Origin of the sequence: Streptomyces sp. NPDC048584, from assembly GCF_043199595.1 — a bacterium.
In the GTDB taxonomy this organism is placed as follows: Bacteria; Actinomycetota; Actinomycetes; order Streptomycetales; family Streptomycetaceae; genus Streptomyces; species Streptomyces edwardsiae.
Map to the genome: position 1 here is coordinate 29,966 of NZ_JBICWF010000006.1, position 12,270 is coordinate 42,235.

General features: G+C 74.0%; 14 protein-coding genes. 7 read left to right on the top strand and 7 right to left on the bottom strand.

Features of this window, described 5'->3' with window-relative positions; genetic code table 11:
- Window positions 1–3 precede the first annotated feature (3 nt).
- On the top strand, window positions 4–756 hold the full coding sequence (locus tag ACGFR9_RS15030; protein ID WP_393207624.1) for a DNA polymerase beta superfamily protein: 753 nt from the start codon (window positions 4–6) through the stop codon (window positions 754–756).
- On the opposite strand, the gene ACGFR9_RS15035 is transcribed toward ACGFR9_RS15030, so the two are convergent.
- Window positions 682–1,425, bottom strand: coding sequence for a DNA polymerase beta superfamily protein (locus ACGFR9_RS15035; RefSeq protein WP_393207627.1), 744 nt, complete (start codon window positions 1,423–1,425; stop codon window positions 682–684). The two genes, ACGFR9_RS15030 and ACGFR9_RS15035, sit on opposite strands and share 75 nt — an antisense overlap.
- 22 nt (window positions 1,426–1,447) lie before the next feature.
- Entirely contained in the window at window positions 1,448–1,864 is a 417-nt protein-coding gene (locus tag ACGFR9_RS15040; RefSeq protein ID WP_393207630.1) for a Rieske (2Fe-2S) protein, read from the bottom strand.
- Between the two features lie 191 nt (window positions 1,865–2,055).
- On the opposite strand from ACGFR9_RS15040, the gene aroH reads away from it, so the two are divergent.
- The 5 genes from aroH (at window position 2,056) to der (ending at window position 6,527) form a co-directional block, all read left to right on the top strand.
- Window positions 2,056–2,418, top strand: a complete 363-nt coding sequence (aroH, locus tag ACGFR9_RS15045) for a chorismate mutase (RefSeq protein ID WP_030227388.1) — start codon at window positions 2,056–2,058, stop codon at window positions 2,416–2,418.
- The gene (locus ACGFR9_RS15050) at window positions 2,415–3,500 is read left to right on the top strand and encodes a prephenate dehydrogenase (RefSeq protein ID WP_393207633.1); all 1,086 of its coding nucleotides are present in this window, start codon (window positions 2,415–2,417) and stop codon (window positions 3,498–3,500) included. The genes aroH and ACGFR9_RS15050 overlap by 4 nt, the downstream gene beginning before the upstream one ends.
- A 127-nt stretch (window positions 3,501–3,627) precedes the next feature.
- Entirely contained in the window at window positions 3,628–4,314 is a 687-nt protein-coding gene (gene cmk / locus ACGFR9_RS15055) for a (d)CMP kinase (RefSeq protein WP_393207636.1), read from the top strand.
- On the top strand, window positions 4,311–4,958 hold the full coding sequence (locus ACGFR9_RS15060; protein ID WP_393207639.1) for a lysophospholipid acyltransferase family protein: 648 nt from the start codon (window positions 4,311–4,313) through the stop codon (window positions 4,956–4,958). Before cmk ends, ACGFR9_RS15060 begins: the two co-directional genes overlap by 4 nt.
- A gap of 78 nt (window positions 4,959–5,036) precedes the next feature.
- A complete protein-coding gene (der, locus tag ACGFR9_RS15065) occupies window positions 5,037–6,527 on the top strand; it encodes a ribosome biogenesis GTPase Der (RefSeq protein WP_311645617.1) in 1,491 nt (496 codons plus the stop codon).
- A 51-nt stretch (window positions 6,528–6,578) separates the two neighbouring features.
- Here der and ACGFR9_RS15070 read toward each other — a convergent pair whose 3' ends face one another.
- Both ACGFR9_RS15070 and ACGFR9_RS15075 read right to left on the bottom strand, forming a co-directional pair.
- Window positions 6,579–6,980: a hypothetical protein gene (locus tag ACGFR9_RS15070; RefSeq protein WP_393207642.1), complete on the bottom strand. Its 402-nt coding sequence runs from the start codon at window positions 6,978–6,980 to the stop codon at window positions 6,579–6,581.
- 76 nt (window positions 6,981–7,056) lie between these two features.
- Complete coding sequence (locus tag ACGFR9_RS15075) at window positions 7,057–7,842, bottom strand: hypothetical protein (RefSeq protein ID WP_030227404.1); 786 nt, start codon at window positions 7,840–7,842, stop codon at window positions 7,057–7,059.
- A 387-nt stretch (window positions 7,843–8,229) separates the two neighbouring features.
- On the opposite strand from ACGFR9_RS15075, the gene ACGFR9_RS15080 reads away from it, so the two are divergent.
- On the top strand, window positions 8,230–8,421 hold the full coding sequence (locus tag ACGFR9_RS15080; RefSeq protein ID WP_393207645.1) for a LysM peptidoglycan-binding domain-containing protein: 192 nt from the start codon (window positions 8,230–8,232) through the stop codon (window positions 8,419–8,421).
- A 63-nt stretch (window positions 8,422–8,484) separates the two neighbouring features.
- Here ACGFR9_RS15080 and ACGFR9_RS15085 read toward each other — a convergent pair whose 3' ends face one another.
- The 3 genes from ACGFR9_RS15085 to ACGFR9_RS15095 are packed head-to-tail and all read right to left on the bottom strand — an operon-like array spanning window position 8,485 to window position 12,264.
- Complete coding sequence (locus ACGFR9_RS15085; RefSeq protein WP_393207647.1) at window positions 8,485–9,141, bottom strand: ABC transporter ATP-binding protein; 657 nt, start codon at window positions 9,139–9,141, stop codon at window positions 8,485–8,487.
- A complete protein-coding gene (locus ACGFR9_RS15090; RefSeq protein WP_393207650.1) occupies window positions 9,138–11,777 on the bottom strand; it encodes an ATP-binding cassette domain-containing protein in 2,640 nt (879 codons plus the stop codon). Before ACGFR9_RS15090 ends, ACGFR9_RS15085 begins: the two co-directional genes overlap by 4 nt.
- 10 nt (window positions 11,778–11,787) lie before the next feature.
- Window positions 11,788–12,264: a hypothetical protein gene (locus ACGFR9_RS15095; protein WP_393207653.1), complete on the bottom strand. Its 477-nt coding sequence runs from the start codon at window positions 12,262–12,264 to the stop codon at window positions 11,788–11,790.
- Between the last annotated feature and the right edge of the window lie 6 nt (window positions 12,265–12,270).

The window sequence follows — 12,270 nt, forward strand, 5'->3', positions numbered from 1 at the left end:
GCGATGACCGACGTCCTGGACCTCGACCTGCGCCCGGTGATCGCCGAACAGCCCGATCCGGTGCTGTTCGCCACCGTCTCCGGCGCGCACCTGTACGGTTTCCCGTCCCGCGACTCCGACGTGGACCTGCGGGGCGTGCACCTGCTGCCGGCCGCCGCCCTCGTCGGACTGCGCGAGCCGGACGAGACACGGTCCAGGATGTGGGTCCGGGACGGCGTCGAGATGGACCTGGTCACGCACGACCTGCGCAAGTTCGTCCGCCTGATGCTGCGCCGCAACGGCTACGTCCTGGAGCAACTGCTGTCCCCGCTGGTCGTGCACACCACCGACACCCACCGCGAACTGACCGCGCTCGCCCCCGGCGCCCTCACCAGCCATCACGCCCACCACTACCGGGGGTTCGCACGGACCCAGTGGCGGCTGTTCGAGAGGACCGGCGAACTCAAGCCGCTGCTCTACACCTTCCGGGTGCTGCTCACCGGCATCCACCTGATGCGCTCGGGCGAGGTACAGCCGCATCTGCCCACCCTCGCCGCGCAGGTCGACGAGGCCCCGGACCAGCTGCCGGAGCTGATCGCCGCCAAGGCGGAGCGTGAGCACGGGGACGCCGGTGTCGACCACGCGCGCGTGCGGGCCGACGTGGAGCGGCTGCACGGCGTGCTGGACGAGGCGCAGACGGCGTCAGGCCTGCCCGACGCCCCCGTCGTGTACGACGCCCTGCACGATCTCGTCGTACGGGCCCGGCTCGAGGGCTGAGGCGCGGCGGGTGCGGACGAGGAAGTCCTCCACGCGGCGGCGGTCCGGTTCCGCCGGGAGCGGGCTGCGGTGGGCGGCCTCCTCGGCCTCGCGCCCCAGGCGGGTCATCCGGGCCTCGAACTCGGGCCACGGGACCTCGCCCCGCTTCACCGCCAGCAGCGGCTCGCGGTTCTCGCCCACGTCGATCGTGAGCGTGCCCGTACGGAGCACATCGCGGGCGCTCGTCAGCAGGCGGAGCAGATGCATGGCGTGCTTCCAGCGCGGGGCGCCGTGGGCGCGGACGTCGGCGTCCAGCTTGCGGCGCTGGCCGTGGGCGTACCGGACGAAGGTCTCGTGGACCCGGCGGGACAGGAACGCCCCGCGCAGGGACAGCAGTTCACGGCCGGTGGCGTCGGCGTACTCCACCAGCGGGGAGTGCAGGCACTCCAGGATGTTGGGGTTGGCGCGCAGGGCCAGCTCGCAGAAGCGCTCCAGCTCCCAGCCGAACTGCTCCTCCGCCGGGCCCTCGACGTGCGTCGGCGGCTTCTCGAAGCGCCAGAACAGGGCGGTGGGTGCCAGGAAGACGCCCCGGCGGTCGGTGTCGCTGCCCTCCGTGGCCAGACCGAAGGCGCGCGAGCCCATGACACAGGCGTAGATCGTATGGTCGCGGACCAGGGTCTCGGGGCGCATGCCGGGGAGCGTACGCGGCGGATCACGCCCGGCGGACCGAATTACCCTCCACCGTGATCCGCTCCTCGGGCAGCGGCCGGGTCGCCGGGCCGTGGGCCACCGAACCGTCGGTGATCCGGAACCGGCTGCCGTGGCAGGGGCAGTCGATGGTGCCGTCCGTGACGTCGGACACAAGGCAGTTCCGGTGGGTGCAGATCGCCGAGAAGGCCCTGAACTCGCCCTCCTTGGGCTGGGTGACCACGACCTTCTCCTCCCTGAGGATCGTGCCCCCGCCCACCGGGACGTCGGCCGTCGAGGTCAGTTCCTGTCCGGCGGTGCCCGCCGCGGTGTCGCCCCCGCCGTCTCCGCCGTCTCCGCCTCCCGAGCCGCAGCCCGCGGCCGGAGCCGCCGCGGCACCCGAGGCGAGCAGAACCGTGCGGCGCGTGGCACGAAGGGTCATGGCGTCACTCCAGAAGGTCGCGGTGCGTGCATCCTGACACCGAATCCACCCAGGGAGAAGCAACTCGCGACGAAGCGCCATGAAACGCACATGTCGCCCGTCTCAGGGGGCGGGCGCCGGACGCCGCCCCCGCCCCGCGCTGACTAGGCTGGACGCCCGAACCACCAGCACGCACAGCAAGGAGCATCGTCGTGGCGGTACGCGCGGTCCGGGGGGCCGTCCAGTTGGAGCGGGACGAGGCCGGTCACATGGAGGAGCAGGTCGGCGCGCTGCTCACCGCGGTCCTGGAACGCAACGAACTGCGCACCGACGACCTGATCAGCCTCTGGTTCACCGCCACGCCCGATCTGCACAGCGACTTCCCGGCGGCCGCCGCCCGCAAGCTCGGCATCGTCGACGTCCCCCTCCTCTGCGCCCAGGAACTGGACATCGAGGGCGCCATGCCCCGCGTCGTCCGGGTCCTCGCGCACATCGAGTCCGACCGGCCCCGCACCGGCATCGCGCATGTCTACCTCGGCGCCGCGGCCGCCCTGCGCAAGGACATCGCCCAGTGAGAACCGCACTCGTCATCGGCACCGGACTCATCGGCACGTCCGCCGCCCTCGCCCTCACCCGGCGAGGTGTCGTCGTCCACCTCACCGACCACGACCACGAGCAGGCCCGCACCGCCGCCGCCCTCGGCGCCGGCACGGACGAGACCCCCGACGGGCCGGTCGACCTGGCCATCGTCGCCGCCCCGCCCGCCCATGTGGCCGACGTGCTCGCCGACGCGATGCGGCGCGGCCTGGCCCGCGGCTACATCGACGTGGCCAGCGTCAAGGGCGGACCGCGCCGCGAGCTCCAGGAACACGGGATCGACCTGACCCCGTACATCGGCACCCACCCCATGTCCGGCCGTGAGCGGTCGGGACCGCTGGCCGCCACCGCCGACCTCTTCGAGGGCCGCCCCTGGGTACTCACCCCGACCCGGGACACCGACACCGAGGTGCTGAACCTCGCCCTGGAGCTGGTCTCCCACTGCCGCGCCGTGCCGGTCGTCATGGACGCCGACGCCCACGACCGGGCCGTCGCCCTCGTCTCCCACATGCCCCACCTGGTGTCCAGCATGGTCGCCGCGCGCCTGGAGCACGCCGAGGAGGCCGCCGTACGGCTGTGCGGGCAGGGCATCCGGGACGTCACCCGGATCGCCGCCTCCGACCCCCGGATGTGGATCGACATCCTCTCCGCGAACCCCGGCCCGGTCGCCGACCTGCTCACGGACGTCGCCGCCGACCTGGAGGAGACCGTGCGTGCCCTGCGCGCGCTGCAGTCCTCCGACGAGGGCAAGCGCCGCGACGGCAGTACGGGCATCGAGACCGTGCTGCGCCGGGGCAACGCCGGCCAGGTCCGCGTCCCCGGCAAGCACGGCTCCGCGCCGCGCGTCTACGAGACGGTGACGGTGCTCATCGACGACCAGCCCGGCCAGCTGGCCCGCGTCTTCGCGGACGCCGAGCGTGCCGGGGTCAACATCGAGGACGTCCGCATCGAGCACGCCACCGGGCAGCAGGCCGGTCTGATCCAGCTCATGGTGGAGCCCAGGGCGGCACCGGTCCTCACCGCCGGGCTGCGGGAGCGGGGCTGGGCGATCCGTCAGTGACGGCCCGCCCTCCGGCAGGGGCGTCGTCGTCCGCATGTCGGAGGGGTTCCGGGGGGCCGGTAATCTGGTGCGGGGCGTGTCCGCGTCCCGCACACACCACTCCACCGCACCAGGAAGGTGTTCCCCCGTGGAAAACGGCGCCGCCCAGCCCGTGATTGTCGCCATCGACGGCCCCTCCGGCACGGGCAAGTCGAGCACGTCGAAAGCCGTGGCGGCGCAGCTCGGTCTGAGCTACCTGGACACCGGCGCCCAGTACCGGGCGATCACCTGGTGGATGGTGACCAACAACATCGACATAGACGACGCGTCCGCGATCGCCGCCGTCGCCGGGAAGCCCGAGATCGTCTCCGGTACGGACCCCCGGGACCCGACGATCACGGTCGACGGTGTCGACGTGGCCGGCCCGATCCGCGGACAGGACGTCACCTCCAAGGTCAGCGCCGTCTCCGCGGTGCCCGAGGTGCGGTCCCGCATCACGGAGCTGCAGCGGTCCATCGCCGGCGCCGCCGTCACCGGCATCGTCGTCGAGGGGCGTGACATCGGCACCACCGTGCTCCCCGACGCCGACCTGAAGATCTTCCTCACCGCCAGCGCGGAGGCCCGTGCCGCCCGCCGCAGCGGCGAGCTCAAGGGCGCCGACCTGAACACCACCCGCGAGGCCCTGATCAAGCGGGACGCGGCCGACGCCGGCCGCAAGACGTCCCCGCTGGCCAAGGCCGGCGACGCCGTCGAGGTGGACACCACCGAGCTGACCCTTCAGCAGGTCATCGAGTGTGTCGTCACCCTCGTCGAGGAGAAGCGGGCCGGAAAGTGACCGACGTCCCATCGGTGCGGAGCGCCGAGGTCGGCCGGCGCATCGGCGTCGGCCTGATGTACGGGCTGTTCAAGCCGCGCGTACTGGGCGCCTGGCGGGTGCCCGCCACCGGCCCGCTGATCTTCGCCGTGAACCACTCCCACAACGTCGACGGTCCGATGGTCATGGGCGTGGCGCCCCGGCCGACGCACTTCCTGATCAAGAAGGAGGCGTTCGTCGGCCCGCTCGACCCGTTCCTGACCGGCATCGGCCAGCTCAAGGTCGACCGGGACACCACCGACCGTACGGCGATCTCCCGGGCCCTGGGCGTGCTGCGGCAGGGCGGCGTCCTCGGCATCTTCCCGGAGGGCACCCGCGGCGAGGGCGACTTCGCCTCGCTGCGCGCGGGTCTCGCCTACTTCGCCGTCCGCGGCGGCGCGCCGATCGTGCCCGTGGCCGTCCTGGGAAGTTCCGAGCGGCCCGGACGGTTGATAAAGGCGCTGCCCCCGCTGCGCTCCCGCGTGGACGTCGTCTTCGGCGACCCCTTCGACGCGGGCGACGGCAGCGGCAGACGTACGCGCAAGGCGCTGGACGAGGCGACCGAACGCATCCAGAAGCAGCTCACCGCGCACCTGGAAAACGCCAGGCGCCTCACCGGGCGCTGAGCGACACTCGAGTAGTGGACCGCTCCCGTAAAGGGGCGGCCCACCGATCACCACGATGAACGCAGAGGTACGGACTTCATGAACGACCACATCCAGCCCGACGGCTCGGACGCGTACGAGGGCGCGCCGGAGCACGACCACGGGGCGCTGGGCGATGCCGAGTTCGCGGAGTTCATGGAGCTCGCCGCGGAGGAGGGCTTCGACCTCGAGGACGTCGAGGGCGCGATCGAGGCCGCGGGCCACGGCCCGCTGCCCGTGCTCGCCGTCGTCGGCCGCCCCAACGTCGGCAAGTCGACCCTGGTGAACCGCATCATCGGCCGCCGTGAGGCGGTCGTCGAGGACAAGCCGGGCGTCACCCGCGACCGGGTCACCTACGAGGCCGAGTGGGCGGGCCGCCGCTTCAAGGTCGTCGACACCGGCGGCTGGGAGCAGGACGTCCTCGGCATCGACGCCTCCGTGGCCGCGCAGGCCGAGTACGCGATCGAGGCCGCCGACGCGGTCGTCTTCGTCGTCGACGCCAAGGTCGGCGCCACCGACACCGACGAGGCCGTCGTCCGGCTGCTGCGCAAGGCGGGCAAGCCCGTCGTGCTGTGCGCCAACAAGGTGGACGGCCCGAGCGGCGAGGCCGACGCCTCGTACCTGTGGTCCCTGGGCCTGGGAGAGCCCCACCCGGTCTCCGCGCTGCACGGCCGAGGCACCGGCGACATGCTGGACCAGGTCCTGGAGGCCCTGCCCGAGGCGCCGGCCCAGACCTTCGGCACCGCCGTCGGCGGCCCGCGGCGCATCGCCCTGATCGGCCGGCCCAACGTCGGCAAGTCCTCGCTGCTGAACAAGGTCGCGGGCGAGGAGCGCGTCGTCGTCAACGAACTCGCCGGCACCACCCGCGACCCGGTCGACGAGCTGATCGAACTGGGCGGCGTCACCTGGAAGTTCGTCGACACGGCGGGCATCCGCAAGCGCGTCCACCTCCAGCAGGGCGCCGACTACTACGCCTCGCTGCGCACCGCCGCCGCCGTCGAGAAGGCGGAGGTGGCCGTCGTCCTCATCGACGCCGCCGACTCCATCTCCGTGCAGGACCAGCGGATCGTCACCATGGCCGTGGAGGCGGGCCGCGCGCTCGTCCTCGCCTACAACAAGTGGGACACCCTCGACGAGGAGCGCCGCTACTACCTGGAGCGGGAGATCGAGACCGAGCTCGGCCAGGTGACCTGGGCGCCGCGGGTGAACGTGTCGGCGCGCACCGGCCGCCACATGGAGAAGCTGGTCCCCGCCATCGAGACGGCCCTGGAGGGCTGGGAGACCCGGGTCCCGACGGGCAGGCTGAACGCCTTCCTCGGCGAGCTGGTCGCCGCCCACCCGCACCCCGTGCGGGGCGGCAAGCAGCCGCGCATCCTGTTCGGCACCCAGGCGGGCACCAAGCCGCCCCGGTTCGTGCTGTTCGCGTCCGGCTTCATCGAGGCGGGCTACCGGCGGTTCATCGAGCGCCGGCTGCGGGAGGAGTTCGGCTTCGAGGGGACGCCGATCCACATCTCCGTGCGGGTGCGGGAGAAGCGCGGCCGGAAGAAGTAGGCACGGCGAAGGGGCGGTCCCACCGGGACCGCCCCTTCGCCGTGCGCCGGGTCAGGCGCCCCTGCGCGGCGCCGGCGGCAGCCCGGCCGGCACATGCTGCATGCCGGCGGCGGAACGGCCGACGGTACCGACCCGCTGCCACTGCGGCGCCGCGCCCGGGCGGCCGCCCGCCCCCGCGCCGTAGGTGCCGCTCATCAGGGACGCGCCGAACGTTCCCGGGCTGTGCCCGCCGTACGGCCTCGTACCGTGCGGGATGTCCCCGAAGGCGGTGAAGCCCAGCTCCTCCTCGCCGCTGCGGTCACCCGGCAGCGAACGGAAGGACTTGACGTACTCGGTGTAGAGGGCGTCGTAGATCGGCGTGGCCGAGAGGCCGCTCCGGGAGTCCTGCGCCGGGCGCACGGGTGCGGGGACCGAGGCGAGGGACTGGCGGCGGGGAACGTCGTATGCGTGCACGTATGTCCAAACGACCCCGTGCCGTAAGGGATGCGGCCCTTTCGCGGCTTTCGGGGCCGATGCTCCGGCGGGTTGGTCAGAGGCCGGCCAGGGGCAGTGCCGAGGCGACGAGCTTGCCGTTCGCCGCCGCCTTGTCCAGCGCGTCGCGCAGCAGGTCCTCGCGCGGCTGACGGCCGATCGAGCCGACCGGGGCCGCGAACATCAGCACCTGCTGGTGCTTGTTGGCGGCCGACCGCCAGCCGTCGGTGACCTGCAGCGGCTGGTGCGCCTGCCACCACGCCACCGGACGCCCGCCGCCGCCCGGGTTCGGCTGCAGTACGGCGTGCAGCTGACCCGCGGCGAGCAGCACCGACCAGCCGTGCAGCACCGGCGGTACGGCCGACAGCTCGGTCAGGGGCATGAAGCCCTGCTCGATGAGGAGCGGCAGGAAGTCGTCCCCGGCCCCGAGGGTGCCGGGGCGGGCGACCGGCGCGGTCGGTTCGACGACCAGCGCCGGATGCAGCTCCCCGGCGATCAGGACCAGTCCGCTGGTCACGCCGAGCACGGCCTGTTCGGGGGTGACGTCCGCGGGCGCCGGCTGCGCGGAGTCGCCGCCGATGGCCCGTACGGCCCCCTGGAGCTGTTCCTCGGTCACCTGGACGACCTGGGAGGGCAGGCAGGTGGAGTGGGCGAACGCGAGTACGGCGGTCTCGTCCCCGACGAACAGGACGGTGCTGGTGCGCTCCTGCTCCGGGTCGCCGGGGGTACGGCAGGAGGTGCAGTCGTAACTGCCCGGGGCGGACTCTCCGGCGAGGAGGCGGTCTGCTTCTTCGTCGCCGATCTCGGCGCGTACCTCGTCGCTGACGTCGAGCATGCGCGGCACGGGTGGCTCCCTCGGGATGGGGTGCGTGGCGAGGCCGGGTGGCTCCCGGCCCGTGGTCCGGGGTGGGTCCCCGGCTCATGAAGAAGACAACGGGCGATCTGTGGCGGTAGTCACGCCCCAGGGCGAACGGAATCGAACCATCCAGCGCACACGGTCACGTTCGGCGCGGAATCGGCCACTCATCGTCAAGTCGCCACTGGTGAGCGGCGGTTGAAGGGGTGAGGTGGCTCACAGATCGCTCCGGCCGCTGGTCGACAAATCCTGAAATCAGGGAATGAAGTGGGTGGCCGAAAGTAGCCGCTACCCAGGGTAAGTGACAACTGGCCTGGCACGACAGGGCGTTGGTTGATCCCGGCCCCCCCCGGGCTCCCTGGATCCCTCGGCCGTGTGCAACGAGCGGCCAGGACCCCGGCGCCGTCCGGGCACTCCGACCGGAGCGCGTCCCGCGGCGACTGGACCGTCCGCACGGGAGACACCCTGAGCGGGACCGCCGCACGGTACGGGACCGGCCGGCAGCGGCTGTACGAGGCCAACAGGTCCGTCATCGGCGGGAATCCGGACATGATCGTGCCCGGGTAGCGCCTCGACGTCTGAGCCCTCCCATACGCGGGACCCCGTCCGGCCGGCCGTCCGGACGGGGCCCTACCGCCGCCCGGACTGGCCGAGTTCGCTCGCCTCACCTGCGAACACCACCGTGCCCCGGCGCAGTTCGTACACGAGGGCGCGAAGGCCGTGCAGGGCGGGCGGCAGCCGCTGCTCGGCGACGACCACGCACGCGTCGAGCGCGGCCAGCAGCGCGTAGGTACGGGCCGCGACCGCCGGTGACATGCCCCGGGCGGGCTCGTCGACGAGCACCACGCGCGCGCCGGACCGCAGGGCCCGGCACAGGGCCAGCATCCGCTGCTCGCCCCCGGAGAGCGTGCCGGCCCGGCGGTCCAGCAGCGGCAGCAGCCGCGGATAGGCGTCGAGGGCCTCCGCGGGGTCGGGGGCGGTCAGGGCGAGGTTCTCCCGCACCGTGAGGGAACCGAACACGGCCCGACGCTCCGGCACCAGGCACAGCCCGAGCCGGGCCCGCTCGTCCGCCGCTACGCCGGTGATGTCCCGTCCGTCCCACACCACGGCCCCGCCGGACAGCGGCACGTCACCGGCGAGCGCGCGCAGGGCCGTCGTACGGCCGGAGCCGTTGCGGCCCAGCAGCACGGTGAGGCCGGGGCCGGGTGCGGCGAGGGTGACGCCGTGCAGGGCCTCCAGGGGGCCGTAGCGCACCCGCGCTTCGCGCAGGGAGATGGTGGTGGTCACGGGCCTGCCGCCCTTCCGGGGATGTCCAGGACGCTTCCGGGCGGTCCGGAGGCGACGATCCTGCCCTCGGTCATCAGGTGCACGACGTCGGCGAGGCCGGCGACCAGATCGAGATCGTGCTCGACGACGAGGAGTGCCATGCCGTCGGCGGCCAGCGCCTTCAGGATCCGGGCCAGCGCGGTCACCTCCGCGGTGTCGAGACCGGCGGCGGGCTCGTCGAGCAGCAGCACGCGCGGGGCGGCGGCGAGGGCCCGCGCGAGTTCCACCCGGCGCAGCGTCCCGGTGGGCAGTCCGGCGGCGGGCCGTGCCCGTACGGGCCCGTCGAGGCCGAGCAGCCGCAGGGTCCGCTCGACCGCGCGGGGGTCGCGCGGCCGGCCCTGCTCGGCACCGACGCGGACGTTCTCGGCGACGGTCAGCGTCGGGAAGACGGCCGACAGCTGGAACGTCCGCGCGATCCCGAGCCGGGTGCGGGCCTGCGAGGACAGCGGGGTGATGTCCCGCCCGCCGAGCGAAACGGTCCCCCGCGCGGGGCGCACGGTCCCGGCCAGACAGTGGAACAAGGTGCTCTTCCCGGCCCCGTTCGGGCCCACGACGGCACTCACCCGCCCGGCCACCACCTCCAGGTCCACCCCGTCCAGCGCGACGAACCCGCCGTACCGCACGGCCAGCCCTTGGGCGGCAAGCCCGGAACCCCCTGCGCAGGGGGAGTCCGGGGGCAGGGCCGTGTGGTGACCCGCGGGTTCGGCCGGTCGGGTGCGCGGGCCCCGGCCCGTCGCCGTCGCGCCCGCCAGGTGCCGTGGTCCCGGAGGGTGCGCATGGGTGTGCACAGGTGGGGCCGACGGGGCCGGTGCCGGACGGAGACGGTTGCGCAGGGCCTCGTAGGGGCCGTTCGGGAAGCGGCCCGCCAGGATCGCCAGGACGCCGATCACCGCCGCCGCCACGCCCCCGCGCGTACCCGCGTCCAGGCCGACCAGGAGGGCCGCGGCGAGCAGCGCGCCCAGGGTGCCGTCCGCGCCGAGGACCACGACCGCCGCGAACCACAGCAGGCTCCGCACGGGGTCGTACGCGGCCGGGTCGAAGGCGCGCAGGCCCATGCCCAGCATGCCGCCGCCGAGCGCGGCCAGCCCGGCACCGCAGACGAAGGCGAGGAGCTTCAGCGACGGCACCCGCACGCCCGCCGCCCGCGCCCCGGACTCGTGGTCCCGCGTCGCCGCCAGGGCGCGGCCCGTGCGGCCCCGTCGCAGGGCCCCGGTCGCGAGCAGTGCGCATCCCAGGAGGAGCAGCTCCAGGACGTAGTACGCGCGGTCGCCGTCGAACCCCGCCGGGCGGTCCAGGGACAGTCCGGACGTGGCGTACGGCTGGTCGAAGACGAAGCGGCTCACCCCGACACCCACCGCGAACGTCGCCAGCGCCAGGGCCGGTCCACGCCGGCCGATCGCCGGCCACCCGGTCAGCACGCCCAGCGGGGCGACCAGGACGACCGCCACCGCCAGCCCGGCCAGCTCCGGCAGCCGGGGCAGGCCGGGGAAACGGCCGGCCGCCAGCAGCGCCGTGAACAGGGCGCCCAGACCCGCGTACGCCGCCTGCCCGAGCGAGATCTGCCCGCCCCGGCCGGTGACGACCACCAGCGACAGCAGCACCACCCCCAGCGCCGGCACCTGCACCGCCGTACGCAGATCGCTCCCGGCGAGGCCCAGCGGCAGCAGGAACAGCACCCCCGCCACGACCCATGCGCCCGGCGGGGCCGGCACCCGCGCGGTGGCCGTGCGCGGCAGCGCGTCACGCGTCCCGACGCCCGGCAGCACCAGGGCGGCGAACAGCAGCGCCACGACGAACAGATTGGCGCCCACCGCCTGGAGCAACGGCTCGCCCCACCCGGACGGGTGCAGCCGCGTCAGCTGACTCTGCGCCACCCCGATGCCGAGCGCCACGGCCACCGCCACCATCGGAGCGCGCATCCGCGCGGCGACCGCGACCGCCATGACCTCCATCACGAGCAGCGGCAGCCCGTACGGGTCGAGCCGCACGTACGGAGCCAGCAGGACCCCCGTCAGACCGGCGGTGAACGAGCCGAACGCCCAGCCCGCCGCCGCCACCCGGTCCGCGTCGACACCGGCGAGCACGGCCAGCCGGCGGTCGTCCACGACGGCCCGCAGCTCCCGCCCGAACCGCGTCCGGCGGACCACCGTCCCCACCCCCGCGGCCAGCACCGCCACCACCGCCAGCTGCCCCCACGGCTCCGCCGACAGCAGCACCGGCGCGTCGTCCCGTGCCCCCTGCCCCCACAGCAGCGCCGCCCCGCCCACCAGCAGCACGAACACCCCGATGGACGCCACCAGGGTCCGCGTGGGATCACCGCCCCGCACCGACAGCGGCCGGAACACGCACCGCTCCAGCACCACCCCGATCCCCGGCGCCACCACCAGCAGCGTCAGCGCGGCGGCCCACCACAGCGGCAGGCCCCCGTCGACCACCAGAGCGCGCAGCACATACGCGCACACCATGGCGACCGCCCCGTGCGCGAAGTTCAGCACCCCGGTCGCCCGGTACGTCACGATCAGCCCGATCCCGGTGAGCGCCGCGGCGGCGCCCACCGACAGTCCGGCCAGCGTGAGGTCGTACGTCAGCGAGGACATCGGCGAGGGGTCAGCCGGCCCTGTCGGCCGGTTCGCAGATCGGGCAGGGCCTCAGCTCGCCGCTCGCGACGAGCCTCCCGTCCACCGGGACCGCATCGGCCTTCCCCGCGACCAGCGGGCAGTCCGCGCGGTGCCACAGCGTGCCGCCCGGTACCATCAGCGTCCGCGCGGCGACCGCGAGCGGCCCGCCGGCCGGCCGCCCCGGCTCGTCCGCGCCGGTGTCCACCAGGAGGCTGTGCGGCTCCTCCACGCCCTCCCCGCGCGCGGCGGCGAGCGGCTCCCGGCCGTGGGCGAACAGCACCGCCCCGGCGATGATCAGCGCGGCGCCGGGGATGCTGCACGAAGCCAGGTAGGGCAGCTGCCGTTCGGCGTATCGCTCGCCCGAGACGCCGTACCAGCCGACGACGCACAGCACCGCCCCGGCGGCGAGCGCGGCCCAGCCCGCCCACCGCGCGGGGTGCGCGATCCGCAGTCGGTATGTCCGCATGGCTTG